This is a genomic window from Verrucomicrobiota bacterium (assembly GCA_019247695.1).
Lineage (GTDB): Bacteria > Verrucomicrobiota > Verrucomicrobiia > Chthoniobacterales > JAFAMB01 > JAFBAP01.
In genome coordinates this window covers 84,655-111,215 of the sequence record JAFBAP010000109.1, presented here as the reverse complement: position 1 = coordinate 111,215, position 26,561 = coordinate 84,655, and the positions used below count along the sequence as shown (strand labels likewise).

The 26,561-nt window shown below is 59.8% G+C and carries 23 protein-coding genes; 14 read left to right on the top strand and 9 right to left on the bottom strand.

Annotation, left to right across the window (positions count from 1 at the left end; all coding sequences use genetic code 11):
- Positions 1 to 237: 237 nt before the first annotated feature.
- Complete coding sequence (locus JO015_12595) at positions 238 to 1,416, top strand: NAD-dependent isocitrate dehydrogenase (protein MBV9999936.1); 1,179 nt, start codon at positions 238 to 240, stop codon at positions 1,414 to 1,416.
- A 122-nt stretch (positions 1,417 to 1,538) separates the two neighbouring features.
- Here the strand turns inward: JO015_12595 and tal are convergent, their stop codons facing one another.
- Both tal and JO015_12585 read right to left on the bottom strand, forming a co-directional pair.
- Entirely contained in the window at positions 1,539 to 2,516 is a 978-nt protein-coding gene (gene tal, locus JO015_12590) for a transaldolase (protein MBV9999935.1), read from the bottom strand.
- Positions 2,517 to 2,625: 109 nt separating this feature from the next.
- A complete protein-coding gene (locus tag JO015_12585) occupies positions 2,626 to 3,480 on the bottom strand; it encodes a DUF111 family protein (protein MBV9999934.1) in 855 nt (284 codons plus the stop codon).
- A gap of 137 nt (positions 3,481 to 3,617) precedes the next feature.
- On the opposite strand from JO015_12585, the gene JO015_12580 reads away from it, so the two are divergent.
- The 3 genes from JO015_12580 (at position 3,618) to JO015_12570 (ending at position 8,355) form a co-directional block, all read left to right on the top strand.
- Positions 3,618 to 4,580 carry a class II fructose-bisphosphate aldolase gene (locus JO015_12580; GenBank protein MBV9999933.1) on the top strand — a complete coding sequence of 321 codons (963 nt, stop codon included), beginning with the start codon at positions 3,618 to 3,620 and terminating at the stop codon, positions 4,578 to 4,580.
- A 545-nt stretch (positions 4,581 to 5,125) separates the two neighbouring features.
- Positions 5,126 to 6,460: a sigma-54-dependent Fis family transcriptional regulator gene (locus JO015_12575; GenBank protein ID MBV9999932.1), complete on the top strand. Its 1,335-nt coding sequence runs from the start codon at positions 5,126 to 5,128 to the stop codon at positions 6,458 to 6,460.
- 77 nt (positions 6,461 to 6,537) lie between these two features.
- Positions 6,538 to 8,355 carry a HAMP domain-containing protein gene (locus JO015_12570; protein ID MBV9999931.1) on the top strand — a complete coding sequence of 606 codons (1,818 nt, stop codon included), beginning with the start codon at positions 6,538 to 6,540 and terminating at the stop codon, positions 8,353 to 8,355.
- A 388-nt stretch (positions 8,356 to 8,743) separates the two neighbouring features.
- Here the strand turns inward: JO015_12570 and JO015_12565 are convergent, their stop codons facing one another.
- Together JO015_12565 and thpR are read right to left on the bottom strand one after the other, a co-directional pair.
- Positions 8,744 to 9,112: a hypothetical protein gene (locus JO015_12565; GenBank protein MBV9999930.1), complete on the bottom strand. Its 369-nt coding sequence runs from the start codon at positions 9,110 to 9,112 to the stop codon at positions 8,744 to 8,746.
- A complete protein-coding gene (gene thpR, locus JO015_12560) occupies positions 9,109 to 9,702 on the bottom strand; it encodes an RNA 2',3'-cyclic phosphodiesterase (protein ID MBV9999929.1) in 594 nt (197 codons plus the stop codon). Before thpR ends, JO015_12565 begins: the two co-directional genes overlap by 4 nt.
- Positions 9,703 to 9,938: 236 nt before the next feature.
- On the opposite strand from thpR, the gene JO015_12555 reads away from it, so the two are divergent.
- Complete coding sequence (locus JO015_12555) at positions 9,939 to 11,033, top strand: beta-lactamase family protein (protein ID MBV9999928.1); 1,095 nt, start codon at positions 9,939 to 9,941, stop codon at positions 11,031 to 11,033.
- A 39-nt stretch (positions 11,034 to 11,072) separates the two neighbouring features.
- Here JO015_12555 and JO015_12550 read toward each other — a convergent pair whose 3' ends face one another.
- Positions 11,073 to 12,431 (bottom strand): hypothetical protein, encoded by a 1,359-nt coding sequence (locus tag JO015_12550; GenBank protein MBV9999927.1) that lies wholly within the window; start codon positions 12,429 to 12,431, stop codon positions 11,073 to 11,075.
- A gap of 57 nt (positions 12,432 to 12,488) precedes the next feature.
- Positions 12,489 to 13,841, bottom strand: a complete 1,353-nt coding sequence (locus tag JO015_12545; GenBank protein MBV9999926.1) for an amino acid permease — start codon at positions 13,839 to 13,841, stop codon at positions 12,489 to 12,491.
- 192 nt (positions 13,842 to 14,033) lie between these two features.
- Between JO015_12545 and JO015_12540 the strand changes: the two genes are divergently transcribed.
- The 9 genes from JO015_12540 to JO015_12500 all read left to right on the top strand — a co-directional run bounded on the left by JO015_12540 (position 14,034) and on the right by JO015_12500 (position 21,263).
- Complete coding sequence (locus JO015_12540; GenBank protein MBV9999925.1) at positions 14,034 to 14,240, top strand: hypothetical protein; 207 nt, start codon at positions 14,034 to 14,036, stop codon at positions 14,238 to 14,240.
- A gap of 89 nt (positions 14,241 to 14,329) precedes the next feature.
- Positions 14,330 to 14,707, top strand: coding sequence for a diacylglycerol kinase family protein (locus tag JO015_12535; GenBank protein ID MBV9999924.1), 378 nt, complete (start codon positions 14,330 to 14,332; stop codon positions 14,705 to 14,707).
- A gap of 249 nt (positions 14,708 to 14,956) precedes the next feature.
- Entirely contained in the window at positions 14,957 to 15,373 is a 417-nt protein-coding gene (locus JO015_12530; protein ID MBV9999923.1) for a transcriptional repressor, read from the top strand.
- Positions 15,370 to 16,134: a Fe-S cluster assembly ATPase SufC gene (sufC, locus tag JO015_12525; GenBank protein MBV9999922.1), complete on the top strand. Its 765-nt coding sequence runs from the start codon at positions 15,370 to 15,372 to the stop codon at positions 16,132 to 16,134. The genes JO015_12530 and sufC overlap by 4 nt, the downstream gene beginning before the upstream one ends.
- A 24-nt stretch (positions 16,135 to 16,158) precedes the next feature.
- On the top strand, positions 16,159 to 17,568 hold the full coding sequence (gene sufB / locus JO015_12520; protein ID MBV9999921.1) for a Fe-S cluster assembly protein SufB: 1,410 nt from the start codon (positions 16,159 to 16,161) through the stop codon (positions 17,566 to 17,568).
- Positions 17,569 to 17,675: 107 nt separating this feature from the next.
- On the top strand, positions 17,676 to 18,977 hold the full coding sequence (sufD, locus tag JO015_12515; protein ID MBV9999920.1) for a Fe-S cluster assembly protein SufD: 1,302 nt from the start codon (positions 17,676 to 17,678) through the stop codon (positions 18,975 to 18,977).
- 252 nt (positions 18,978 to 19,229) lie between these two features.
- On the top strand, positions 19,230 to 19,952 hold the full coding sequence (locus JO015_12510; protein MBV9999919.1) for a MotA/TolQ/ExbB proton channel family protein: 723 nt from the start codon (positions 19,230 to 19,232) through the stop codon (positions 19,950 to 19,952).
- Between the two features lie 37 nt (positions 19,953 to 19,989).
- Positions 19,990 to 20,394 (top strand): biopolymer transporter ExbD, encoded by a 405-nt coding sequence (locus JO015_12505; protein MBV9999918.1) that lies wholly within the window; start codon positions 19,990 to 19,992, stop codon positions 20,392 to 20,394.
- A gap of 32 nt (positions 20,395 to 20,426) precedes the next feature.
- Entirely contained in the window at positions 20,427 to 21,263 is an 837-nt protein-coding gene (locus JO015_12500; GenBank protein ID MBV9999917.1) for a TonB family protein, read from the top strand.
- Positions 21,264 to 21,668: 405 nt separating this feature from the next.
- On the opposite strand, the gene JO015_12495 is transcribed toward JO015_12500, so the two are convergent.
- From JO015_12495 to mrdA, 3 genes are read right to left on the bottom strand one after another with little or no spacing between them, the layout of a single operon-like run.
- Entirely contained in the window at positions 21,669 to 22,613 is a 945-nt protein-coding gene (locus tag JO015_12495; GenBank protein ID MBV9999916.1) for a hypothetical protein, read from the bottom strand.
- Positions 22,610 to 24,181: an Rne/Rng family ribonuclease gene (locus JO015_12490; GenBank protein MBV9999915.1), complete on the bottom strand. Its 1,572-nt coding sequence runs from the start codon at positions 24,179 to 24,181 to the stop codon at positions 22,610 to 22,612. The genes JO015_12495 and JO015_12490 overlap by 4 nt, the downstream gene beginning before the upstream one ends.
- 36 nt (positions 24,182 to 24,217) lie before the next feature.
- Entirely contained in the window at positions 24,218 to 26,557 is a 2,340-nt protein-coding gene (gene mrdA / locus JO015_12485) for a penicillin-binding protein 2 (protein ID MBV9999914.1), read from the bottom strand.
- Positions 26,558 to 26,561 lie beyond the last annotated feature (4 nt).

Here is a 26,561-nt window from a genome sequence, read left to right as displayed (position 1 = left end):
CGACCACGGCGGGAAGAGGGGGGAAGGAGTTCGGAGTTCGGAGTTCGGAGTTCGGAGTTCGGAGTTCGGAGTTCGGAGTTCGGAGTTCGGAGTTCGGAGTTCGGAGCGGCATCCTGGAGGGTGGGTGCGAGTGTCAACCTTAAAATTGCCGCCCGCTCCTCCCGCTCCTCTTAATCGGTGTCAATCTGTGTAATCTGTGGATGTTTCTCTTTTCTGCGTTCTCTGCGTGTTCTGCGGATGATTCGGTCTTCCTGCCGTGTGAGCCTGACCCTCAGGGGAAATCGGACCCGGTCCCACGACGGCTCCGAACCCCGAACCCCGAACTCCGAACTTTCTTTTCTTCGCCTCAAAACCTGCAACACTAAGATCGTGCAATCCGCTGGAGAGAAGGTAATTCCGGCTACCTTGATTCCTGGTGACGGCATTGGCCCGGAGATTGTTGATGCCGTTGTTATGGTGCTCGATTCCCTGGGCGCCCCGTTTGCATGGGAAGAGCACAAGGCTGGGATGGCAGGAGTTGAAGCCCACGGTGATCCGCTGCCCCAACCCACCCTCGACAGTATTCGCCGTACCCGGCTGGCGCTGAAGGGTCCGCTCACCACACCGGTTGGAGGTGGCTACCGGTCATCAAACGTCAGGTTGCGTGAAGAATTCCACCTTTACGCCAACGTTCGGCCTGCCCGTTCGTTGACGCCGGGCGGCCGCTATGAAAACATCGACTTGGTGCTGGTGCGAGAAAACACCGAAGGCCTTTACGTCGGCTTCGAGCACTACATCCCGATCGGCGACGATCCTCACGCCGTTGCGATCGGCTCCGGAGTCAACACCCGGGTAGGTTGCCGGCGTATCGTTGAATTCGCTTTCGAGTACGCGATCCGGAACCGCCGTAAAAAAGTGACCGTGGTGCATAAGGCTAACATCCTGAAAGCGCTGACCGGCCTTTTTCTGGAAACCGCCCGCGACGTGGGAAAAGTTTACGAAAGCAAGATGCCGATGGAGGAACGCATCGTCGATGCCTGCGCCATGCAGCTGGTGCTGAACCCATGGCAATTCGACGTCATCGTCACGACCAACCTGTTCGGCGATATCCTGTCGGACGAAATTGCCGGACTGGTCGGGGGACTCGGCATGGCACCCGCCGCCAACATTGGCATTGACGCGGCCATTTTCGAGGCGGTCCACGGCTCTGCTCCGGACATTGCAGGCAAGGGAATTGCCAACCCGCTGGCGGTCATGCTCGCGGCCGCAATGATGCTGGATCACGTCGCTCGAAATGACCTCGCGGATCGAATGCGCAAGGCAATCGACCTGACGCTGAACGAAGATAAGATACGCACCGGCGATCTGGGTGGCACGGCATCTACCAAGGAGTTTGCTCAGGCCGTCATCAATCGATTGAACCGGGCTGAATCATAGTTGCCCGGCCATCACCCGCCAGAACCGTCAGCCACGATCCCGGCCTCAATCTCACCAGCGAAGACAAGGCCGGCGTCGCCGCCGGCCTTGTCCCCACAACTCCGCTCGGAGTAAAATGTTAATCAGAGTTTGGATTCAACGATCTTCTCGAGTTTACGAATGTCGGCAGAAAACTTCCGGATGCCTTCCGCCGTCTTTTCCACCGCCATCGGGTCTTCGTTGAACTCGAAACGGAACGTTTTTTCGTCGAACGTGACCCGGTCAAGATTGGCCGTCTTGGCTTTTTCCGGGTCTAATTTTCGCTCGATCGGGTCGCTGCTGTTAGCCAGTTGTTCAAGAAGGTTGGGGCTGATGGTGAGCAGATCGCATCCCGCCAACTCCACGATCTCACCGGTATTACGGAAGCTGGCCCCCATGACTTCGGTCGAGTGGCCGAATTTTTTGTAGTAATGGTAGATCTTGCTGACCGACTGCACGCCCGGGTCTTCGGCGCCCCGGTATTCTTTGCCGGTGCTTTGCTTGTACCAGTCGTAAATCCGGCCCACGAATGGCGAGATCAGGCGGACACCGGCCTCGGCGCATGCCACGGCCTGGGGAAAGGAGAACAGCAAAGTCAGGTTGCAGTTGATTCCCTCTTTCTGCAGTTGCTCGGCAGCTTTAATGCCCTCCCAGGTCGAGGCGATCTTGATCAGCACTCGCTCGCGCGGAATGCCCTTCTTCTCATATAAACCGATGAGCTGCCGCGCTTTGTTGATAGAACCTTCACGATCGAACGAGAGGCGCGCGTCGGTCTCGGTCGATACGCGGCCAGGTACGATCTGAAGAATCTCCACCCCGAAATTGACCAGCAGGTTATCCATGGCGGCGTCAACCTTGGCATGGCCGTTCAGGGGCGAATTTTTCAAATCGGCGATGGCCCGTTCCAGGAGTTCTGCGTAGTCGGGTTTTTGTGCCGCAGCAAAAATGAGGCTCGGGTTGGTGGTGGCATCCTGCGGCTTGTAAGCCCGCATGGTCTCAAAGTCGCCGGTGTCGGCAACGACTTTGGTAAAATTTTTAAGTTGATCAAGCTGAGAGACTTTCTCTACAGTCGCGGTGCTCATACTTAAAAATCGTCCACACATTGCACCTGGACTGCAACCCGTTTTTTTGCACCGGAAAAATCCAGACGCGCGGGTAGGGTTAACCCGCCGGTTCCCGGTCCCGGCTCCCTTATCCTTCGAGCAAAGAAACCCGGACGGCCCCGCCGTCACCGGCCGCGCGCGTTTCCACCGGCAAGCCGATGCCTGACTTTACGCTGCGCAGTCCGGCGGGCAGTTCACCCCGGGGCAATACCGCTTGCACGGCAGTTATTACCGGATCGAGCGAAATGGTGGATTGGTGTGCGCCGGCGCTGCCGGACCCGCGACCGGCTTCGGCTGCCTGCGCAATTTCGATCCGGTCGATCCCGAGTTGGTCGACCCCCACCGCGATGAGAACCGTTTGCGCAAGCAACGAGAGCTCTGCCTCAGACAAGGCATGGCCCCGGCCCCCTCCGGCTGTCCCGGTGCCGGGTGCGGCCGGAGCAGACGTTGCCAATTGCGCCAGTAAGCCCAGGCTTATCTCCTTGCTGCGGCCGGAAAGATCGCTGTTCTGAACCAGCCTGCGCAAGGCATCGAGATCATAATCAGGGCTGTCCGCGGGACTGTTCCTCTCTGCCACTCCGGCGGAATGCCGGTGGCCATCACCATGGCCGTGGGCGTGCTCGTGGTCATGGGCGTGGGACCCGTGGCCGTTGCCCGGTTGTCCATGCGCAGGAGAAGCACCCGCAGGCTCGTGTTCATGTTCATGTTCATGCTCATGCTCATGCTCATGTTCGTGTGGGTCGTGGTGGGTTGCGCCCGAGTGAATCGAGAATGCTACGCCGGCACCCCCGTCCGGGCGTTCGAAATGCATGTGGAAATCCCCAACTTCAAGCTTGGAAAATTCCCATTCGAAACTGGATGGATTAACGCCCAGGTCGGCAAGTGCACCCACCAGCTGATTTCCGTCGATTTCGGCCTCACTTTCGACGCGTAGGATCCGCATGCTGGTTGATAGCGCTTGCGGGCTCGCAGCACAACCTGCGGCTGGCAGGATCGATCGTGCGGGCCGCCTCAGGAGTTCACGCCTGCGTGGATTGCCCTGTACAAGCGCTCGGTCCGGCCTTTACTTGTCGCAAGTTTATGATCGTCACCACTGCTGATCTCTATAAGCTTGCGTACAGTAAGTACGCAGTCGGGGCTTACAACGTCAACAACCTTGAACAGATCCTGGGGTTGTTTCGGGGGTGCATGGAGTCGCAGGCGCCCTTTATTATCCAGTTGTCGAAGGGCGCGCGCCAGTATGCCGACAAACGCATGTTGGAAGCCTTGATTCGCACGGCCGAGCAGATGTACCCCGAAGCTGTCTTTGCCGTACACCTTGATCATGGCGATGAATCCACTTGTTACGATTGCATCGACTCGGGCTTTTACAGCTCGGTGATGATCGACGCCAGCCATGAACCTTTTGAAGAAAACGTGGCCATCACCAAACGCGTCGTCGAACGCGCGCATGCCAAAGGCATAAGCGTCGAATCTGAGTTGGGCCGGTTGGGCGGCGTGGAAGAAGACGTGCAGGTCGAGGAGGGCAGTGCTTTTCTGACCGACCCCAAAGAGGCGGTGGAGTTCGTGAACGAGAGCGGCTGCGATGCCTTGGCGGCCGCCATTGGTACCAGCCACGGCGCGTACAAGTTCAAGGGCAAACAGAGCCTGCACTTTGAGGTGCTGCGCGAACTGCAGCGCTTGCTGCACGGTGTGCCGCTGGTCATGCACGGCAGCTCCAGCGTACCCACCGAGGAGGTGCAGCGCATCAATGCGGCCGGCGGGAAGCTGGACCCGGAGGCGCGCGGGGTCGATGAAAATGAATACCTGCCGGCGGCCCAATTGGGCGTCACCAAAATCAACATTGACACCGATGGGCGGCTGGTCTGGACGCGGGTGCACCGGGAATTTTTCCGTGACCACCCCGAGATGTTCGATTTCCGGCCGCCGGGCAAGACGTTTGTGGCCGAATACGCCAAGTTCATTGCCCGTAAGAACGAGAAACTAGGGTCGGCCGGGAAGTTGTCTGAAGTCCGGGAGACTCTGACCAAGAAGCCCGCCTGATCCCGAGTTGCAAGATGCAGGAGGGCGCCGGGCGCGAATGCATTTTGCAGCGTGTCGGGCACACGGCGGCCACGGCGGGAGAAAGCGGGCACAACGACTGAGTTCACACGGCGAACACGGCGGGCCACGGCGAACACGGCGGAAAGAGGGGGAAAGAGTTCGGAGTTCGGAGTTCGGAGTTCGGAGTTCGGAGTTCGGAGTTCGGAGTTCGGAGTTCGGAGTTCGGAGCGGCAGCATGGGGGATGGGTGCGAGTGTCAACCTTAGAATTGCCGCCCGCTCTTAATCTGTGTCAATCTGTGGATGTTTCCCCTTTTCTGCGTTCTTCTGCGTGTTCTGCGGATGATTTAATCTTCCCGCCGTGGCCCGCCGTGTTCGCTGTGTAAACTCTTATGTCGTGCCCGCCAAACCCGCTGTGCCCGCTGTGTGCCCGAAACCCGCTACGCGTTGCTTACCCGTGATGTGCGTGTAACGGTGGCCGGTCGGGCACGTCTAGTGCTTATCGTTGCGTCGCGGCACTCGTGGGCACGAAAACCCGGGGCACCTCATGAACGTCCTCATTATCGACGACGAAAAGTCGATTCGCACCTCAACGGCGGTGGCGATCAAGGCTGCCGGCCACCAGGCAGATACCGCTGATAACGGCACCGTAGCTCTCCTGAAACTGCAGGAAGAGGCTTACGATCTGGTGTTTCTCGATCTCCGGCTTGGCAATGAGGATGGCCTGGAAATCCTCGAACAGATCAAACGGCAGTCGCCGCAGGTCGCGGTCGTCGTTTTCACGGCTTACGCGACCGTTGCTTCCGCGGTTGCCGCCATCCAGCGCGGTGCCTTCGATTATCTCGAAAAACCGTTCACGCCGGAGCACCTCCGCCAGTTGCTTGTAAAGGTGGAGAAACAACGCCGGCTCGAGACCCGGCTTAACGAGCTCCAGGATGAGGTGCAACGCGCCACGCCTGACCTGGAGATCATCTCTGAGGACCCGCAGGTGCAGGCCGTCCATGACGTGCTGGTCCGGGCTGCTCCGACGCAGGCGCCGATCCTTTTGCTGGGTGAGAGCGGCACGGGTAAGAGCGCCCTGGCCAGGTTCGTCCACGCCCACAGTTCCACCACGGAGGGGCCCTTCGTGACGGTCAGTTGTCCCAGCCTGACGCGCGAATTGCTGGAGAGCGAGTTGTTCGGACACGTCAAAGGCGCCTTCACCGGCGCCATCCGCGACAGTTGGGGCAAGGTTGCCGCGGCCGAATCCGGCACGCTCTTTCTGGATGAAATCGGCGAGCTGCCCCTGGAAATCCAGCCCAAGCTGCTTCGCCTCCTGCATGAACATCAGTATGAGCGCCTGGGCGAACACAAGACCCGGGTTTCTAACGCACGGATCATTGCCGCAACCAACAAGGATTTGAAAGAGGCAGTCCGTAAAGGCGGCTTCCGGGAAGACTTATACTACCGCCTGGACGTGATCTCCGTCCAGCTCCCGCCGTTGCGCGAACGTAAGGCTGACCTGCTGGCTCTGGCCGATTCGTTCCTGGCATTCTACAGTGCCCAGCTTAAGCGCGAACCTGTTCGCTTCAGCGAAGAAGCAAGGAAGCGACTGGTTGCTTACACGTGGCCCGGGAACATTCGCGAACTCAGAAATACCGTGGAGCGGGCGGTCATCCTCTCGCATGACCAGGTCATCGATCAGCATTTTATTCCGGTGGCCGCATCATCCGACGCCGACGGCGAGGACCCGATCGTGGGAGCCAGTGTGACGCTGGAAACGCTGGAAGAAGCGCACATCCGGAAGATCTTGCGCAAAACCGCCAGCCTTGATGCCGCAGCCAAGACATTAGGAATTGATCCGGCAACGCTTTACCGCAAACGCAAACGGCTGAACCTTTAGAGATTGTGTGGGGGCTCGCAGTCCCACAATCGTCTGTATTTGCCGGCGTGAGCCCTCCACACGATTTCTTTGCAGACATGTTACGATGGCGACTTACCCTTGGCCTGCTGGCGACGCTCCTGATCCTCCTCCTGGTGGGGATCTATGGAGTTTACCTTTTCCATTCGCTCAGCACCGCCTTTGACAAGATTCTCAAGGACAATTACGACAGCATCAAAGTGTGTCATTTCCTCCGGGTGACCACCGCCAGGCTGAACATCTACTACTCCCGGGGTGACCGGCCTAACCCTCCCTACGATCAGACGGGACCGCTTGACCAGGCCCAAAAGGAGGTAAACGAGCGCATGCCGGTGCTTTGGCGGAACGCGCATGATTCCGAACAAACCGTGCTGGTCCGTGACCTGCAGGCGGTCATCAACCGTTACTTCGACAATTACCGGCGCGTCTTTGCCGAGTTCGCCGCCAATAACCCGCATTACCGCGAGACGCGCGGCGAGACCGGCCAGTTGACCCTCCAGATCACCAATCTTGCTGAAAACATCCTGCAGCGGAATGAACAGCAGATGCTGGCGGCCAACAACCAGGCTGACGCGCAGGCCAAGGATTCCATCCGCCTGCTGGTCCTTGCAATGAGCAGCGCCGTGGTCGTCTTCGTGTTCACCTACGCCCGCCTCGGCCAATCGCTGATCATGCCGATCCGAAACCTGACCCGTTCTATCCGTGAACTCCGCTCGCGGCACTTTGAACAGAATCTGCCGGTGGTGTTCTCGGACGAGTTGGGCGAGCTGACGAACGAATTCAACGGCATGGCCATGGAACTGCGGAACTTCTACCGCGAGACGGACCGCAAGTTCATCGAGCTGAACCAGGTCATTCGCGCGATGATGACCACCCTGCCTTACCCTCTCTTCATCCTGGACGGGCACGACGCCCTGCAACGGTTGAACCCGGCGGCAGAACGTTTTCTCAAGGGCCTGGATTCGCCGGGACGCCTCCCTGGAGTCCTCGAAAGGCACCTCGCTAAAACGCTGGTGACCGGCCGCGATTACACGCTGATCGATCTCAAGCAGGCGTTTCTGTTCCGTCTGAACGAACAGGAATACTATTTTTTGCCCCGCGTTTTTCCGATTGTGCTGGAGGACGGGAGCCTGTTTGGCCGGGCCCTGATGCTGTTGGACGTCACGAGGTTCAGGTGGCTCGACGACCTGAAGTCGGACATGCTGGCCACCCTCAGCCATGAAATCAAGACGCCATTGACGAATATCCGCCTGGTGCTGCACTTGCTCCTGGAAAAAAGCACCGGGCCCCTGGAGCAGACGCAGGAGGATCTGGTCAGTTCAGCCTGTGAGGATTGCGAGCGCCTGCTGCGCACCCTGACGAGCCTGCTTGATCTTGCCAGGATAGAGAGCGGAAAAGCGCAGCTCGACCTGAAGTCGATCGATCCGCGTATCCTGATCACCGACGCCGCAAAGGCATTTGAAGAACCGATCCGCGCGGCGGGACGCACCCTGGCAGTCGAGATCGACGGTGAGTGGCCGCCGGTGCAAGCCGATCGGGATCGGGTCGGCCTCGTACTGTCCAACCTGCTGTCGAACGCAATCAAGTACAGCACGCCCGGTTCGACGATTACGCTCCGAGCGCAAGGGGCGGAGCCGAACGCGGTCCGGTTTATCGTCACGAACTTCGGCGCCGGCCTGCCTGAGTCCGAGCAGAGCCGCATCTTTGACAAGTTTTACCGGGTCGCCAACACCAACGGCGAAGGCGCGGGCCTGGGGCTGTCAATCGCGCGGGAAATCATTCATGCCCACGAGGGCAGAATCGGCGTCCATAGCCAACCGGGCAAGGTAACCGAGTTTTACTTCGACCTTCCCAAGGCGGGCGCCGTCGAGGTGTAAGCGCTGGGTGTCGGGTGTCGGGTGTCGGGTCACACGGCGGGCACGGCGATTTGGCGGGCACAACGTAAGAGTTCACACGGCGAACACGGCGGAAGGAAGAATGCCACCAATGAGGGCTGCGGGTTGGGCCCGCCGGGAATCTACGCCGTCTTTGCCCCGGAGCGGCGGTTGGCGGTAGCCGGGAACTTTAGTGCCAAGTACTCTCGCCGCCGCTCCGGGGCAAAGACGGCGCAATCCTTGCTAGGGCCCGAATTCGGGGACCGGATGATTCTGTCTTCCCGCCGTGTTCGCCGTGGCCCGCCGTGTGAACTCTTACGTTGTGCCCGCCGTGTGCCCTTGTGAACTCTGTCGTTGCGCCCGCCAAACCCGCTGTGCCCGCCGTGTGCCCTTAATCCGTGTCAATCTGTGTAATCTGTGGATGTATCGTCTTTTGCGTGCTCTGCGGACGATTGGCCGTCGTAAGGGAGCTGACCCGAAGTCTCAATTTGCGCGCGGTGCGGAGGAATCTTTCGGCAAAACGCCCTTGGATATGCGCGAAGGCCGCCGGTAATCCCTGTTCGAGGTAAATACGGCCGATTTCAGCCTCAACCGCCGTCGGCTCACCAAAACCGGAGAGAAATTGGTTGGAAGTGAAAAGTTCATGGAGCGCATTCCGGTCTGGCACCGTTTGACCGATGCACGGCGAGAGCCATTCGCGCACGTACAAAGACAACACCGCGTCACCTATCCAGGCCTGGTTACGAACCGTCTCATTCATGACCCTAATGGAAACTCCTGCACACTTTCGTATTCTGAACCTTTTGCACCAAGAACCGAACGCATCAAAGACAACCGTTGCGCTTCCCAGATCGGATAAAAACCTTCCGGCGACCCGAGGCCCCGGAGAAAATCCTGCAGATGCGGGAGCGAACGTTCGGTTCTGGAGCGGGCGAGCGTGACGTGCGGGTAGGCAAAGTCGCGGGCATCCAGGCCAAACTTCGGAGCAAGCCCGGCGGCGAGCCGGTGCTGGAGTTCACTCAGGGGGGAGGATGGTTGGATGCCAAGCCAAAAAACGCGTGGACGGCTCACCGCCGGAAAACAGCCGTAGCGATCCAGGCGCAACGAAAACGGGGCTTGCACCGGGGTGGTCGCTTCCTGGACGGCTCGGATGAGCACCGGGAGTTGGTCGTCGAGAACGTTGCCGAGGAACAGGAGGGTGAGATGAAACTGGGCGGGCCGCGTCCACCGGAATGCGACTTGCAGATCGAGCGCTTCCCCCAAGGCCATTCGCAGGTGAGTTTGCGCCAGGGTCAGTTGTTCGCGCACCTCCGGCGACGGGTTAAGGGCAAGGAAAAGGCGAAGCAGCATTGTCGGTGGCGGCAGACGGCGTCCCGGCCACAGGGGTCGGGCGCGTGTCGGTCCAAACTACGCCGCCATTTCGCAACTGCCAGTGCTCTCGCCGTTGCCGGGGAGCGCGTCCCACGAATAAACCAACCGCCCCATCGATCTTTTCACGCTTGATTCTATGCGGCGTGTCCGGCAGAACTTCAGTGCTAAACGCCCCTCCCTCCGGGTTGTAGCCACATACTGACGTACTCTCCGGCATGCAAAAGACCTTAGCGATCGTTCTCGTCACCCTCTGCTCTCTAAGCGGTGCGCCTTTGGCCCGCGCACTGGAACTTGACCCTGCGGCCGTCCGCGCGGCCGACGCCTACGCCGCATCGCGGAACGGCTTGTCCCTGCTGGTCGTTAAAGATGACCGTATCGTCTACGAGGCGTACCATAACGGCTTCAGCCCTGGTTACATCACCTCCATTTTCAGCGGCACGAAAGGGTTTTGGTGCGTCGCGGCGGCCATTGCCGAACAGGAGGGTATCCTGGACCTGGATGAGCCGGCAGCCCGGACCCTGCCCGAGTGGGAGGGCAGCCCGGTCAAATCGCAGATCCGCATCCGCGACCTGCTCTCTTTCACGGCCGGTCTGGAACCCGTGTTCGCTCTTCACGGCCGGTCGATTCCGGATCGGGACGCTTACAGCGTCCGGCTTCCGCCCGTCTGCCGTCCGGGAGAGGCCTTCATGTACGGGCCCAGCCAGTTGCAGGTCTTTTTGGAGGTGTTCAAACGCAAGCTGGCTCTGCGCCACACCACACCGGAAGAATACCTGACCCGTCACTTGTTGTGGCCGCTTGGGATCCGCTCAGTCGACTTTCGAAAGGACGCTGCCGGCAACCCGCTCCTGGCAAGCGGCTTCAAGTTGACGGCCCGGCAATGGGCCCAGTTCGGCCGTTTGATCCTTGCCGGGGGGCGGTACCACGGCCGCCAGCTCGTCCACTTGCAAGACCTCGAGGAATGTTTTCATGGCACCAAGGCGAATCCGATATTCGGCATGGGCTTCTGGTTGAACCGCTATGCGGATGATCCGGATGCGCGCGAGGTGGACGTCGAGAAGGTGCTGGAGCAACCCTGGCAGCGACAAGCCTGGCAGCACGCTTGCCTGAGCCACGTCGCACCGAGCGATATGGTCGCGGCGATCGGATCCGGTTACCAGCGCATGTTCCTGATTCCTTCAGAAAACCTTATCGTGATTCGCCAGGGCCGGAACGCCGACTTTTCCGATGCGCATTTCCTGCGGCTGCTCTTTGCCGGATCCACGCCTTCGCCGTCATTGGCGGCAAAAGCGATTCGAACCAGGGCAGAGTAGCTGCGGGCGCGGAAACCGGGGCAGGTTAACGGTAACGGCTCACTTTCTGACCGCCAGGATTAAGGTCGAGTTGTGGCGGCTCCAGCGGTAGCCAAAACCGAAGGTGAGTGGTTTGGGCGAACTTACCTGGTAGTACTGGTGCAGTTCGGGCTGGTAGAACTTGGCAAATAGGCTGATCGGGCCCGGGTACGTGCCGAAAAAGCGCAGGGTCCACTGGTCCGGCGTGAAGTCGCGGACCGGTATTCCGGAGTCGTCCTGAAGGATCGTGGCGCTCGCCGACAACAGGTAATTGCGTACCACGTTGAAACCGGGCTCGTGCATCAGGTAAGAGGCCGCTTTCACAAACGCGTTTGCGTGCCCGAATGACTCGTAAAAGCGCAGGAGACCGGAATTCCGTTTCAGGGCGTCGTCGGAAAGGTCCGCGGTGAAATAGTAAATTACCTTTTGCGCACCGGACTTAGTGTTGACAGCCGAGATTTTCACGCCGCGGGTCGCGCCCCCGCGTCCGTCCAGGAGGTGGCCATCACGGTCAACGCTTACGTAATCAAGCCCGGCAACGTCATTGCCTGAACGCGCCAGAAAAAGAAAGAGCAGCGGAATGACGCCCTTGAGCTGTCCACGCTGGAGGTCTACCCGCATGTCCTTGGTCTTGAAAAAACTGAAATTCAGGACGGTGTTCAGCGCGGTCTCCGCATCCTGTACCGCACCGAGCAAAGCCGCCGGAAGGATGGCCGAGAGGTCGGGCAACGGATCGGCCGGTTCGAGCCCCTGCAGCAGGTAAGTGCGGCAATCGGGATAAAATACGCTCGGGTAGAGAAAGTCCGGCCCGCTGAACAGGTACAGGCACGCCTGGCTCGCCTGGGTGACGGGAGAAAGGACCTCAGTACGCCACTGACGGATATTGGCGAACTGGCGTTGCTCAAGGGTTGCAAAGGCCGAGTTCATGGCGTTCGCGTGCGCGATCCATTGCGGATCACGCGTCAGTGGTGCGAGCGGCGAGGTTTCCGGGACGGGCAGACCGGCGAGGTATCTGGCCACATCGGCAAAACTCGTCTTCGACTGGGGTGCGACCGGTGCGACCACACCGGCTGGGGGGACTGGCCGGTCAGGCTCCGGGATGACCTGGGAGGGCGCCGGGCTCGGTTGGGTGACGATAAAGGGGGCGACGGTTGTGGAAGGCACAGCCGTAGCGGCAGGGGCGGCGGTCACGGGAGGCGCAGCCGGGGTGCCAGGTGCGGCGGTCACGAGAGGTGTGGCCGTAGCGGCAGGTGCGGCGGCCGGGTGAGGCGTGGCCGTCAGGAAAGGATGCGGCGTTGGCGCCACGGTCGGGAACTCCTCTTGTGCCCGCAACCCGGAAGCCACAAGCAGCAACGCTGATAAAATAGCGGTCAATCTCATAATGATGGGTGCTGAGGTTTAAAACGTCTCGGCGCCTGGGCGGGGCCCTGACGCCGGTCAGGTGCGATGGGCATCAGTGCCCCGCCGGTTCCGGGTGCCGGCGAGGAGGACTGGGTCGGGGGCGCCGGGCGTGCGGCACAAAAAGTACACGACAACGCCGAAGCACGACGTCAGCGCCCCGCAGAGCGATTCCACCGGCCTCTCACGGATGGTGTATACGAGCATGTGGAGGGTGACCGCGAGGAAAACCAGCGGCGTGATCGGAAAAGCCCAAACGCGATACGGACGAGGAAGCTCGGGCCGGCGAATCCGCAGGACGATAAGGCCCAGCACGGCCAGAAATGACGAGAGCAGCAGGCTGAACTGGATGTAGACCAGCACCTTCTCAAACGTCGCGCTGAGAATCAGTGCGGTCACAATCGCCAGTTGAAGTAGCGTCGTTAAAACGGGGGTCCCATTCCGGCTCGACCATCGCAACCAATGCAGCCGGGGGAAATCGTCCGCGATTGCCTTCGTTACCCGGGGACCGATCCAGCCCATGGCTCCCACGGTCGCAACCAGGCCGAACCCGATCAGGATACTGACGATCCTGGCGCCCCAGGTGCCGAAGATCGCCTGGCCGGCCAGCATGCCGACCTGGAGTTGGCCCGACAGCGCCGCCTTAGGGGTGGTATGCAGGAAGATGTAGTTGAGCACCAGGTAAATGACCGTGACGACCACGGTCCCGACCGCCAGGGCCCGTGGAACATTCTTTTCCGGCTCGACAACTTCTTCGGTAATGTAAGCCGCTGCATTCCATCCGGAGTAGGCGTACATCACGTAAATCAGGCTCACCGCAAATGGCCCGGACAGCAATTCTCTGAGATCTTCCTGAGCGGCGCCGAAATGCAGCGGCTGCCCCGGCCGGATGAGAAGGCCGGCGATAATCAGGACCAGAATCAGGGCCATCTTGATGAGCGTGGACAGGTTCTGGAATCTTGTCCCCGTGTGGATCCCGGCCAGGTGTACGGCCGTGATGACCCATACCAGCAGCAATGACAAAACCGTCGGGGGAACGGCCGGCAACACGGCCTGAAAGTAACTCCCAAAGGCCATTGCCGCCAAAGCGATCGGGGCGGCAAAGCCGACCGTAGCCGATATCCACCCGGCGATGAAGCCGATCGACGGATGGTAGATCAAACTCAGGAAACGGTATTCGCCTCCGGATCGCCGCAACGCCGTCGCCAGTTCGGCGTAGCACAACGCGCCGCAAAACGATACGATGCCGCCAATCGCCCAGAGGACCAGCAGCGCCGTATCGGACCGGATCGCTGCCACCTGGAAACCCAGGCTGGTGAACACGCCCGTGCCGATCATGTTGGCCACGACCAGGTTGGTGGCGGTTAGACAGGAAACTTTCTTGTTCGGCATGCGTTCGGTCCGGGCCCCTGTGTTAATCGAGAATCAGCCAGGTACAAAGAATTTTTTCGGCGCTCGATCGGGGATAGGTGAGAGCCGGGGCCGGTAAACCTGACCAGCCGGACGGGGCAGCCCGATCTTCCCGGTTGACTCAGGTGCCGATAATCATTAGGCGGTTGTGTCCTTTATCGATTTTTGTTTGGCATGAAGATTTTCCTATTTGTGGCGGCCTGCTGCGCCTTTGCCTTTGCCGGCTGCGAACGACACCCCGTACGCCAGATTCAGCAACTCAACGAGGAGTCGGAAGCTAATCCTGAAAAGAAAAAGGATGAGGCAAGCCGGGAACAAGCCCGCCCGGAAGCGTCGGCCAGCCCTTCGGCTCGCAGCTATTTCCCGGCCGGTTCCAAGTAGCCGTTCCCGGCACGGTCCGGTGGGCGGAAGACGGGTTCGGAGCCGCCTGCCCCCTGTAGGGGTAAGTCGCGCCAAACATTGAGCACCGGGTGAAATCCTCGTTCTGGCCCTGGTTCAGGCTGCGGGTGCGATCGTTCGGACACGCGTTCACCGGCATCGGGCATCTGGTCGCGACGGAGTGGAATTTTCGCATTCACCTTGCCGGGACCGCTTCAGCGTTCATTGCCGGCTTGATCCTTCGATTCGGGTACGCCGAATGGCTGGTCGTCGGAACGCTGACCGGCCTGGTCCTGACGGCGGAAGCGCTGAACACCGCCATCGAGCGTCTCGTGAGCCTTTTGCACCCGGAAATTCACCCGCTGGCGCGCGCGGCCAAGGATACGGCGGCCGCAGGCGTTCTGCTGGCGTCGTTGACCGCCCTTATCGTTGGCACCGCGATTGTGATCCATCATCTTGGCGGCGGGTAACGAGTAATGCGTGCCACCGGTTCCGCGGTACGCGCTATTACGTTACGCGCCAGGCGTCCGCCCACGGTCGGGCGCGCGAATCATCAGGTCGGGGTGGCGATTTATCGCGCGGCAGCGCCGTGGCGACGAGTTCGGCCTGCACCTGTGCGGTGCAGCGCGGAAGAGGACCCGGTCAAAGGCCAGAGCGGGAAATCTTATTGCGATTTAGAATCATTCTTGATCTCACCCGGTTTGGTGCGACCGTGACTCGTGGAGGACGATGCCGGGATTTCTAAGCTTCTTGCCGCCCGTGGGATCCGGTTGACCCGCCAGCGAGAGAAGATTTTGGCGATCCTCTTGCAACAAAGGGATCATCCAACTGCCTCGGACGTGTACGAACGCGCAAGACAAAAAATGCCTTCGATATCCCTGGCGACCGTCTATAACAGCCTGGAAGCCCTGGCCCGCAGCGGCCTGCTGAAACAGGTCAACGTTGACCGGGCGCCAACCCGGTTCTGCGCGAACCTGCAGGATCACAGCCACTTTTTTTGCGAACGTTGCGGCGCCATCTACGATGTCGAGGCTGTACCGGCCCGGCCGGAGAATTTGCCGCCCGGTTTCATCGTCTTTCATGCGGATGTCGCCCTGAAAGGCCTCTGCTCGAACTGTTCTGACCTTAACGTATGAGTTCAATTGTCATCCAAGATCTTTCCGCTTCAATCCAGAACCAGGAAATCATTCGCGGTCTTAGCCTGGAATTCAGCCAGGGCGAGGTCCACGCGATCATGGGTCCGAACGGTTCCGGTAAGAGCACGCTGGCCAAAGTCATCGCCGGGCATCCCGATTACGAGGTGACGGGCGGGGACATCTTGCTGGATGGAGAAAGCATCTTGGGCCTGGAACCGGACGACCGGGCGCGCCGCGGCCTTTTTCTTGCCTTTCAATACCCGATGGAAATCCCCGGCGTGAGCAACGCCAATTTTCTGCGTGCCGCCCTGCAGGCGCGTTTGCCCGAAGGTGAGGAGCTGGAGGCCACGGAGTTCTACCAGCGTTTGTACGACAAGATGGACCTGCTCGAAATTCCCCGGCAATTCACGGCCCGCGCGGTCAATGAAGGGTTCTCGGGAGGGGAAAAGAAGCGCAACGAGATTCTGCAACTGGCCATGCTGGAACCGGCTTTTGCCATCCTGGACGAGACCGACAGCGGCCTTGACATCGACGCTTTGAAAATCGTCGCCAAAGGCGTCAACACCCTTCGCGGACCCGGGCTGGGCATCCTGCTGATCACGCACTACCAGCGCCTGCTGAACTACATTGTCCCTGATTTCGTGCACGTTATGTTCGAGGGGAAAATCGTCCGCAGCGGCGGAAAGGAACTTGCCCTGGAGCTCGAGGCCAAAGGTTACGACTGGCTTAAGACGGGCGAGCCGGTCCAGGCCAAGGCTTAACTTATTTTTGAATTGGAGCGCAATATGAGTACCGAAACGCCATCACTCGACCTCGATCGTGAGATCGGCAATTTTTACTTTGACGTCAAACCCACCCGCGACGCGGGAGTTGGGCTGACGGAAAAAACCATCGACTACATCGTCGATGCCAAAGGTGAACCTGATTGGATCCGTGAGTTCCGTAAAAACGCTTACCGGGTCTTCATGGAAAAACCCCTGCCGACGCACTGGGCGGGTGATGAGCTGAACGAGATCGATTTCGGCATTATCCGCTACTACCTGGCGTCCGGCGAAGCGCCGAAACGGACCTGGGAAGAGGTTCCCGACAAAATCAAACAAACCTTTGAACGCCTTGGGATCCCGGAAAGCGAACGCAAGTTTCTGGCCGGGGTTGAAGCCCAATTCGACAGTGAAGCGGTTTACTCGAACATCAAAAAGGCGGTGGCGGACCAGGGCGTCATCTTTGTCGGGAGCACCGAGGGGCTGAAGCACCACCCGGAGATCTTCCGCAAATGGTTCGGCAAAGTCATTCCGACGGGCGATAACAAGTTCAGCGCGCTCAACAGCGCCGTCTTCAGTGGAGGCAGCTTCATCTATGTACCGCCCGGGGTGAAGGTGAGGCATCCCCTGCAGGCCTACTTCCGCATCAATGCGGAAAACTTCGGGCAATTTGAGCGGACCCTGATCATCGCCGACGAAGGTGCGGAGGTGATGTACATGGAGGGTTGTACCGCTCCGAAGTTCACTACGGCGACTTTGCACTCGGCCGTGGTGGAACTCGTCGCCCTTAAGGGAGCCAAGATCCAGTACGTGACCGTACAGAACTGGGCTCCGAACGTCTTCAACCTGGTGACCAAGCGCGGGCTGGCCATGGAAGGAGCGGAGATCAAATGGATCGACTGCAACATCGGGTCGCGTCTGACGATGAAGTACCCGGGGGTGATCCTGAAAGGCCGCAAAGCGCGTGGCGAGGTGATCAGCATCGCCCTTGCGAGCGATGGCCAGCATCAGGACACGGGGGCTAAGATGGTCCACGCGGCCGATGAGACCACCAGCAACATCGTTTCCAAGAGCATCAGCGTCGGCCAGGGACGGGCGACTTACCGGGGATTAGTCCACGTGCCGAAACACCTGAAAGGCTGCAAGAATAACACCGAGTGCGACGCGCTTTTGATCAACCCCAACAGCCGCACCGATACCTACCCGGCAATCACCGTGCGCGGCACCGGCAACGCCACTCAGCACGAAGCGTCCGTGAGTCAGATCAGCGCTGAGCAGATCTTTTACATGCAGCAGCGTGGCCTGACCGAGGGCCAGGCGATGAGCCTTGCCGTCAACGGGTTTGTGAATGATCTCGTGCGCCAGTTCCCCATGGAATACAGCGTCGAACTCAAACGGCTGATCGACCTGGAAATGGAGGGATCAGTCGGTTAAGGAACCTGGCCGATCCGGCCCAGGGCTGAAGGGCACGGCGGCCCCTTGCCGTGCCGGCCGGTAAACCGCAGCCGGGACCGGCGCTTCGCCAGTCTGAAGCTTTTATTATGTCGACAACCACCATCGAACCATTGCTTCTTTCGACGGGACCCGGGCCGGCTGCGCCCGGGTCGCCTTCATGGTTTCAGGAGCTTCAAATTTCTGCATGGGCCGAATTTGAAGCGCTTCCTTTTCCGGCGCGCAAAGATGAAACCTGGCGATTTTCAAACGTTAAGGGGCTTGCCCTTGATCAGTATGCGCTGGCGCCGGAATCGACGGCTGAAGTAAGCGCGGAGGTTCAAAGCCGCGCCCTGGAGGGAGCGGCCGGCCAGTTGATCTTCCTGAACGATCGCTTGGTGGCGATCGACTTTTTTGATAACGCGTTGCGTGAACAGGGCGTCGTTTTCACGACGCTGGAGGAAGCGCTGGTGACCCAGGGGGACCTCCTGCAGGCCCATTTCATGTCGCAACCGGCCCGGTTAGGGTCACAGAAATTTGCCGCCCTCCACAAGGCGATGGTGAAGGCGGGAACGTTCCTTCACGTCCCGAAAGGCGTCGAAATTCGCCGGCCATTTCAGGTGTTCCACTTTATCCAGGGACGCAACGCCGCCGTTTTTCCGCACACGCTGGTCATCGCCGACCCGGCCAGCCGGGTGACTGTCGTCGATCACTTTATTTCCCTGGATCCTTTCACGCCCGGGTTTGCGTGCGGCGTCAATGACCTGATCGTCAAAGATCAGGCCCAGCTCACTTACATCAGCGTCCAGGAATGGAGCCGGGAATTCACCTCGGTCCAGATCAACTCGACCATGGCCGGCCGTGACGCGGCTGCCACCAACCTTTCTCTGAACCTTGGCGGGAAATATTCGCGGCTGGAAAGCGTGAGCCGGCTTCAAGGGGCGGGGGGACGCAGCGACATGCTGGCCGTCAGCGTGGCTCGCAACGCGCAGGAGTTTGACCAGCGGACTTACCAGGATCACCTCCGGCCGAATACGACCAGCGATCTGCTCTACAAAAACGCGCTGTTCGACGAGGCACGAACGATCTTCTCCGGCCTGATCAAGGTCGAGCCGGGCGCGCACCGCACCGACGCGTATCAGAAAGTGCGCAACCTTCTGCTCAGCGATGAAGCGGAAGCGAATTCACTCCCGGGGCTCGAGATCCTGGCAGACGACGTGCGTTGTACCCATGGGGCCACCTCCGGCCAGGTTGAAGAGGAGGAACTGTTTTACTTGAAAAGCCGCGGTATTCCGGAGCGCGCGGCCAAAGCGCTGATCGTTCGCGGCTTTCTCAACGAAGTGACCGACCGGTTGCCGGATGAAGCACTCCGCACGTACCTGCACCGCCAGATCGACCGGTATCTCGGGTAAGCGCTTATCCGCCGGCACCTTGCAATCTGCCGCTGCCGGCCTGACCTCCTCGGCCGGTGAGAAGAGAAGGACTCGTTGCCGGGTACCGCCGCCCCGGGGCGGCGATGCGATGCGGGCCGGTTTAAGGCGTCTGCATCGTCTGCTTGAGAAAATTCAGACAAGGGCGATTTAAACTGTCGACCGGACATCCGATCTGTAGGACAGCAGGAGGATATTTTTTTTATGGAGATTTATCTGCCGGGACTCGTTCCCATGTTGGCTGCCGGAACGGACGCCGTCACCCACAACGTACCTGCCTGGGCCCGCGGCAATTACTTTCTGGAGAAGTTTTTCGAGGGTGGGGCAGTCATGTATCCCATCGCGGTGGTCTTCCTGGTCGCCGTGGCGGTGATCCTTGAGCGGAGCGTCTGGTGGGCCATCGAACGGGGCCGGCGTGATGCGGATCGCCTGGACAAGGTTTATGCCGCCCTTGAACAAGGGAATGTGCAGGTCGCCTCCAGCCTGGCGCGCGGCTCCAAAGACCCGTTGATCCGAACCGTTTGGCATGGCCTTAACCACGCGCACGCCTCTCTCGAAGGCGCCCTGCAAATCGCCTCCGGGACGGAACTCCAGCGCGCGGGCCGTTTCATGTCCGTGCTGGACACCATCATCACCTTGGCGCCGTTGCTCGGTTTGCTTGGCACGGTGACCGGCATCATGGCGGCGTTCAATGCCGTGAACGAGGGCGGCTTAAGCCCGGCGGCGGTTTCCGGAGGCATCGGCGAGGCACTTATCGCCACCGCCTGCGGTCTCGGTATCGCCATCCTGACCCTCGTATTTTTCAATTTCTTCAACGCCAAACTGGCCAGGCTGCAGTTCGAGCTGGAGTCGACCTCGCACAACGTCGTCCTGATGTTTCACAGCCTGCACCTGAAGGCCAACCCGGAGGCAGAAAATGCACGGCCGCAGCCCGAGCAATACGCCGGTTCCAATTAAGAAGGCGCGGCTCGAGATCATTCCGTTGATCGATATCATGTTTTTCCTGCTCGCCTCGTTTATGCTGGTGAGCCTGACAATGATCAACATGAAGGGGATCGAGGTGAACCTGCCGACGGCGACCAACGCTCAGCAGAACAACAAACCAGACTTCACCCTGGTCAGCATCGACGTCCTTCAGGACATTTACTTTGATAAGGTGCATGTCCCGGACAGCGACGTCCTGGCTCGCTTTCGGGACCTTTACAACCAGGATCACGGCGCCCGCGTCTATATCCGGTGCGATAAGGATGTTCCCTACGAAAAGGTCGTGTTTGTGCTGGATAAGGCCCGGACGGCCGGCATTCAGAAGGTTGGCCTGGAGATCAAACCGGCCGCGGGAGCAGGGGCGAATGCACCAACCGTTGCGCCGGCCGGACCCGCTGCTTCCGATCATCATTGATTGATTGAGCAGGCGTAAGGATCATCAGTAGTATGCCGGACAGCCCGCGACCGCAGCGCGACCGGAATTCCATCGTCTGGTTTTTCCTCCTTTCCGCCGCCCTCAATGGGGCTGCGGTCGTGAGCGGCTATTGGATAAAATTTCCCGAGCGCTCCGCGAAGCCGGAGACGGTGATTGAACTGACCGACCTTGACGTTAATGACGTCGAGAAACTGGGTAACCCGGATGCTTCCGCAGAGGCAGCCCCACCGGAGCCGGAGCCGACGCCGCCTCCGCCCCCGCCGGAGGAGCAACCGACCCCACCGCCCGTGGACAAGCCTGAATTCGAGCTGCCGGAGCCAACGCCACCCCCTCTGCCGTTGCCTTCACCCACGCCGGCCCCCACGGTTGTCCCCACCGCAACGCCCCTTCCCCGGCCTTTGGCGACGCCGAAACCTCATCAGCCTCAACCGCCGCTTCCACCCCCGCCTGCGCCTAAACCGCCCCGGCCGCCAGTCGCTGCAGAGAAGCCGAGGCAAACGCATAACCCGAACGCGGCTGCCACCCCAGGCGTAGGCGCTGAGCCCGGTCCTCGGGGGAATCCCGCCGGTGCGCCCAACGGCACGGGCCATGCCGGCCATCCCGGCACCGGTGCCGTCCTGCTGCGCAGCCCCAAACCGCCTTACCCGCCCCAGGCTCTGCAGATGGGAATCCGCGGTGACGTCCGCGTGCAATTCACCGTTTCCAACGGCAACATCTTGGACGTCAAGGCCATCTCCGGACCCCCGATGCTGAGCAGCACGGTGGTCCGGTGGACGAGGGCAAACTGGAAGTTTGCCCCCAACGTCAACGGTACCTTCACCCTGCCGGTCACGTTCCAGATGCAGTAACGGAGTTCGGTCACACGGCGGGCAGAGGAACGAGTTCGGAGTTCGGAGTTCGGAGTTCGGAGTTCGGTCACACGGCGGGCACAGCGGGTTTGGCGGGCACCACGTAAGAGTTCACACGGCGATCACGGCGGGCCACGGCGACCACGGTGGAAAGAAGGGGAAAGCGTTCGGAGTTCGGAGTTCGGAGTTCGGAGTTCGGAGTTCGGAGTTCGGAGTTCGGAGTTCGGAGTTCGGAGCGGCATCCTGGGCGCCGCCTGTCGGTGTCAAGTCCAGCAGCTGGGATTCTTTTTCTGCGTGTTCTGCGGATGATTCTGCCTTCCCGCCGGGTGAACGTGCACCTCGGGGGAGATCGGACCCGGTGATACGACGCCTCCGAACTCCGAACCCCAAACTCCGAGCGCCGAACTAAAACAGGTCCACGCTGAGGTCGAGTTTGAAGTACGGAGCCCCGGCGCGGGTCTTGAAATCAGGGCCCGAATGGAAGAAGTCAATTTCCCGCTGGAAGACCCAGCCGGCGGACGCTTCAAAGTCGATGCCTTTGTGCGGCGTGTAGATGATGCCGCCGCCGCCGCGCAGTTCGGTGTACTGGAAGGCGGCATTATTCGTGCGCCGGTCGTTCGTAGGCCCATTCCGGAAACCGCCTCCGGCCAGTTCGCCGCCGGCAAACGCCTGGAACCCGCGGAAAAACTGGTAGCTGACCCGCGGTTCAGGAAGAACCGCATTGATTTTCAGTTGATCATTGACGTCCCAGACGAAGCCGCCTACGGGCAACACCGGCCAGGCCCTGAGCAGGCCCGTCGTCACACCGATTGCGAGCGAGAAAGTCCTGGTGATTTTAATCCCGGTACCGGCTTCGATCGGAAAATCGAACGAATTTTCGGTGATGTGATCGCGCGCAAAATAAACGCCGGGGGACACCTTCAGCAAAGCGCCGATGTCGTCGCCGTGCCAATATTCGAGGGCCAGTTCGCCGGCCAGGGCATTAAGCGAGTAGGGGAAAACGGCATTGGACCGGGAAAAATCGAATCGGGATACGTCAACGCCGACCCGGAAATACACGTTGTCAACGATGTGAAATCTGCGGAGTGCTTCGACCTCGTAGAAACTGTCCGCCTGTGCTCCGAGCCCTTCCAGGTGCCGGAAATGGCTGCCGAGCACGTAGTCTGTATCGACGTCAAAAGACCAGGCCGGCACCGAAGAGGTAGCAGCAGGCCCAGTTTCCGGGGGCGGCGAATTCAGCACGGTTTTGTCGCCCGCATGGGCCGCGATTATGGTGCAAAGGGCCAGTGCGCCGATTGCTGCAAAATGCGCGTCGCGCGTGCCATGCCGTCTCCGTCCTGGTATGATCATGGTTTTAATTCTTGGTTAGTGAGACCATCAAAAATCAAGAACTTCTCGTGATGGTAGGTCGGATCGGTTCGGAAGGTGAGACGGCCCGCGTAGCGCCGTTCGATTTCGACCAGTAAATCTTCGTCCTCGGTTTTCAGGCGGTTCAGCACTTCGGGATTCACGATTACTTTGAGGTCGTGAGTTTCCGGGTTGCGCCGCATCACGGTGTGCAGCGCGCGCTGGATCTCCACGCTCATGGTCATCGGACTCTTCACCACCGCCCGCCCGTGACAATACGGGCAGGGGATAAACATCGAACCCGTCAGGCTTTCCTGCGCCCGTTGCCGCGTCATCTCCATCAGCCCCAGCGCTGAGATCGGAAGCACGTGCGTCTTGGCCTTATCTCGTTTGAGACGTTCCTTCATCCGGTTATAGACCATTTGCTGGTCCTTCCGGTTTTTCATGTCGATGAAGTCGCCGATGATCAATCCGCCGATATTGCGCAGGCGCAGCTGGCGCGCGATTTCGTCTGCGGCCTCCAGGTTGGTCTGCAGAATGGTTTTGTCGACGTCTTTCGCTCCTTTGTTGCGACCCGTGTTGACGTCGATCGCGATCAACGCCTCGGTTTCATCGATCACGATATAACCGCCGCAACGCAGCCATACCTGACGATGGAAGGCGTCGTCGATCTGCTTTTGAACCCCGAATTTATCAAAGATCGACACCGGTTCGTTGTACAGCAGGATGCGCTTCTTCGAACGCTTTGAGACCTGGCCGACGAGCGATTGCATCCGGTCGACGGCGACCTGGTCGTCGCAGAAGACCGCGTCGATTTCCTCCGTCAGAAAGTCACGAACGGTACGATCAATGAGGTCAGGCTCCTGGAACAAAACCGCAGCTGCAGGCTTCGTTTTGAACGCCTCTTCAATCTGGCGCCATTGTTCGAGCAGAAGACCCAGGTCGCGAACAAAATAGCGTGCCCTTTGACCTTCACCGATCGTCCGGATAATCACCCCCATGCCGTCCGGGATATCGAGCCTCTGCAAAATGGTGCGAAGCCGTTCGCGCTCTTTCGGGTCTTCGATTTTGCGCGAAATACCGCTTTGATCGTTATGCGGCATCAACACGAGGTAGCGGCCCGCCAGGCTGATGTTGGTCGTGATGCGCGGACCTTTGTTGCTGATCGGCCCCTTGGTTACCTGCACCATCACCTCAGAACCGACCGGGTAAATTTCCGGTACCTCCTTGGCCGTGATCTTCTTCTTGGACCGGCGCTCGTGGCTGGCCCGATCCACTTCCTCCACCCCGCTGTCCAGGCCGGGCAGCGCATCCCAGAAGTGCAAAAAGGCGTTTTTCTCAAAACCGATGTCGACGAACATCGCTTTGAGACCTTGCTCGATGTTCTTGACCTTTCCTTTGAAAATGCTGCCGACAATGTTGCGGTCGGTATCGCGTTCGATGTTGTACTCCTCGAGGATTCCGTTTTCGAGCAGAGCCACCCGCCGTTCAAGCTTTTCGCAACTGATGATGAGCTGGTTGCCGACCTTCTTCTGGGTTAGTCCAAGGAACTGCTTAACTTTTTCCAACATGTTTGGGAGTGCAAAAGAGTTGCGCGCGCTTCTCTGTCAGAAGAGGAAAAAACGCTTTTTCTTCTTTTCCTCGGGCGGCGGTTGCTGACTTGGCGATTCCTCTTTTGGTTTCCGCTTGAAGAAATCAAAAAAGCTATGCCGTTTTGCCGGCTCGACTGCCGGTCTGGCCGGCTGAGCTGCCGGTGGCCGCTGAGGATTACTGTTACTGCTACTGGTGTGCGAATCGGCTTCGGGACGGATGTCGGGTTCGGCCGCAACCGCCGCGCGCCGTTTGGTGGCCCGGTGGTACGTCTCGCCCCCTGAGTGATCCGACTGATCCTGTTGATCGGGCTCCGGATCCGGCATCTCATCCGCCGTCTCGTCATCTTCATCGTTGCCGGGGGTAAACTGGGCCGGCAGGTTGCTGTCTTTGAAGCTGATCGTTTCCACAAATTTAAAGTTGCCCACCGCAGGCTCGAGTGGCCCGACCCCGGGATTGTAACCTTTATCAAGCGCGAGGATCTCCTCGATCATCTTCGCTGCGATCGGGGCCGGCACCTGGCCCCCGGCTTTCGCCCCTTGCACGAGAACGGCAAGGGCAATCTTCGGCTTTTCGTACGGCGCAAACGCAATGAACCAGGTATGGTTGTCCTTCTCGCCGTCACGCCAGAACTGGGCCGTGCCGGTCTTTCCAGCCACCATGACGCCGGGTACCCGGGCCTTTGCGCCGGTGCCGCCCTGGTCATTGACCACGCGCCACATGCCCTTGCGCACCATCTCGATCTGGTCGTTGGTCAGGCCGTTATCGTGCATCAGTTCACCCCGGATCTTGGCCGGCCGCCGGAGCATGCTTCCGTCCGCTTCCTGCACCTGATAAATCAAACTTGGCCGGTACACCGTGCCTCCGTTTGCCACGGTTGCGGCCACCATCGCCATCTGCAGGGGGCTGGCGAGGACGTAACCCTGGCCGATCGAGGTGTTCGCCGTCTGGCCCTGCGACCATTTCTCGTTTTTGTTGACCTTGAGCCATTCGGGTGAGGGCAAAATGCCCGGGTCTTCGCCGCTCAGCTCGATGCCGGACGACTGGCCCAGACCAAGGGTGTGACCCACTTTGTCGATCGCATCAATGCCGGCCGCGTTGCCGTACTGGTAAAAATAAGCGTTACACGAGTTCTTGATTGCCTCGGTTAAAGTCTGGGTGCCATGCGAGCCGCCTTTCTCGGCGATCCAGCATTTCATGTAGGTGTTACCGTAGGTAACGCCCCCCGTGCAGGTGAATTGCGCCTTCGCCAGTCCCCTGGTCAGGCCTGCAAGCGCCGTGGCGATTTTGTAGGTCGACCCGGGAGCAAATGCGCTGATCGCCCGGTTGGTCAACGGGTCGGCGTCCGCGTCTTTGATGGCCGCCCAGTCCCGGGCTGAGATCGATGGAATGAACTTATTCGGATTGTACGAAGGAACCGACGCCATGGCCAGAATCTGCCCGTTGTTGGGGTCAACCACGACGCAGGCGGCCCGGCCCACCACCCGCAGCGCGCGCTCGACGATGTACTGAATCCGGGTGTCAATCGTGAGGTACACGTTGGCCCCCGGCGTCGGCTGAATGACCTCCTTTTCGCCTTCGAGTTGGTTTTTCGCGTTCTTCTTGAGGATGCGTTTCCCGGGTTTGCCCCGCAACTCATCATCCATGAAGTACTCGATGTTCGTTCGGCCCTGAACGTCCGGGTCGTAAAAGTTGAATTCCCGGATGTCGGGCAGTTTGTTGATGTCCCGCGGCGCTCCGACGTATCCGAGCAGTTGGCCGGCCAGAGCGTTGAACACGTATTTGCGCACCGGGCGCACGTTCACCTGAACGCCGGGCAACCCGAGGTCCTTTTCAGCAAATTTGGAGAAGGTCGCGAAATCGAGGTCCTCGCGGTACGTAAACGGGACCAGCGTATTATTCCGGTAATGGGTGCGCAGCCGTTGCGAGTTGTATGGCTCGGCCACTTTCAATTCTTCGAGGCGAGGGATGATCGTGCGGTCGACGATTTGCACGATGTCGGGCTCTTTCCGGTCATGGAGCATGCCGCTCGCGTCTTTGGCCCGGAAATCGATCATCGGCGGCTGGCCGTACTGCCTTTTATACCCGCTGACGAGGTCCGGCAGGTAAAAGTCGACTTCATAGCTGGGCCGGTTCGTAACCATGGGCACCCCGTTGCGATCCCGGATTTCACCCCGGATCGATGGGATCCGAACCGTGACCTCCGAGTTGCCCTGGATGCGGCTTTGATAAAATTTCTGCAGCGGCACCTGCAGGAACCAGAGCCGGATGGTCAGGCCCGTGATCGCGACCAGGACCAGGCCCGCCAGAAGCAAAAGTCGCAGATCCAGTGTCGTCGTCTTCTTCGATCGAGCCATAAAA

Excerpts from the sequence above, each read along its gene's own strand:
- JO015_12595 (MBV9999936.1), top strand. The coding sequence starts at position 238 with ATGATTCGGTCTTCCTGCCGTGTGAGCCTGACCCTCAGGGGAAATCGG.
- tal (MBV9999935.1), bottom strand. The coding sequence starts at position 2,516 with ATGAGCACCGCGACTGTAGAGAAAGTCTCTCAGCTTGATCAACTTAAA.
- JO015_12585 (MBV9999934.1), bottom strand. The coding sequence starts at position 3,480 with ATGCGGATCCTACGCGTCGAAAGTGAGGCCGAAATCGACGGAAATCAG.
- JO015_12580 (MBV9999933.1), top strand. The coding sequence starts at position 3,618 with ATGATCGTCACCACTGCTGATCTCTATAAGCTTGCGTACAGTAAGTAC.
- JO015_12575 (MBV9999932.1), top strand. The coding sequence starts at position 5,126 with ATGAACGTCCTCATTATCGACGACGAAAAGTCGATTCGCACCTCAACG.
- JO015_12570 (MBV9999931.1), top strand. The coding sequence starts at position 6,538 with ATGTTACGATGGCGACTTACCCTTGGCCTGCTGGCGACGCTCCTGATC.
- JO015_12565 (MBV9999930.1), bottom strand. The coding sequence starts at position 9,112 with ATGAATGAGACGGTTCGTAACCAGGCCTGGATAGGTGACGCGGTGTTG.
- thpR (MBV9999929.1), bottom strand. The coding sequence starts at position 9,702 with ATGCTGCTTCGCCTTTTCCTTGCCCTTAACCCGTCGCCGGAGGTGCGC.
- JO015_12555 (MBV9999928.1), top strand. The coding sequence starts at position 9,939 with ATGCAAAAGACCTTAGCGATCGTTCTCGTCACCCTCTGCTCTCTAAGC.
- JO015_12550 (MBV9999927.1), bottom strand. The coding sequence starts at position 12,431 with ATGAGATTGACCGCTATTTTATCAGCGTTGCTGCTTGTGGCTTCCGGG.
- JO015_12545 (MBV9999926.1), bottom strand. The coding sequence starts at position 13,841 with ATGCCGAACAAGAAAGTTTCCTGTCTAACCGCCACCAACCTGGTCGTG.
- JO015_12540 (MBV9999925.1), top strand. The coding sequence starts at position 14,034 with ATGAAGATTTTCCTATTTGTGGCGGCCTGCTGCGCCTTTGCCTTTGCC.
- sufC (MBV9999922.1), top strand. The coding sequence starts at position 15,370 with ATGAGTTCAATTGTCATCCAAGATCTTTCCGCTTCAATCCAGAACCAG.
- sufB (MBV9999921.1), top strand. The coding sequence starts at position 16,159 with ATGAGTACCGAAACGCCATCACTCGACCTCGATCGTGAGATCGGCAAT.
- sufD (MBV9999920.1), top strand. The coding sequence starts at position 17,676 with ATGTCGACAACCACCATCGAACCATTGCTTCTTTCGACGGGACCCGGG.
- JO015_12510 (MBV9999919.1), top strand. The coding sequence starts at position 19,230 with ATGTTGGCTGCCGGAACGGACGCCGTCACCCACAACGTACCTGCCTGG.
- JO015_12505 (MBV9999918.1), top strand. The coding sequence starts at position 19,990 with ATGTTTTTCCTGCTCGCCTCGTTTATGCTGGTGAGCCTGACAATGATC.
- JO015_12500 (MBV9999917.1), top strand. The coding sequence starts at position 20,427 with ATGCCGGACAGCCCGCGACCGCAGCGCGACCGGAATTCCATCGTCTGG.
- JO015_12495 (MBV9999916.1), bottom strand. The coding sequence starts at position 22,613 with ATGATCATACCAGGACGGAGACGGCATGGCACGCGCGACGCGCATTTT.
- JO015_12490 (MBV9999915.1), bottom strand. The coding sequence starts at position 24,181 with ATGTTGGAAAAAGTTAAGCAGTTCCTTGGACTAACCCAGAAGAAGGTC.
- mrdA (MBV9999914.1), bottom strand. The coding sequence starts at position 26,557 with ATGGCTCGATCGAAGAAGACGACGACACTGGATCTGCGACTTTTGCTT.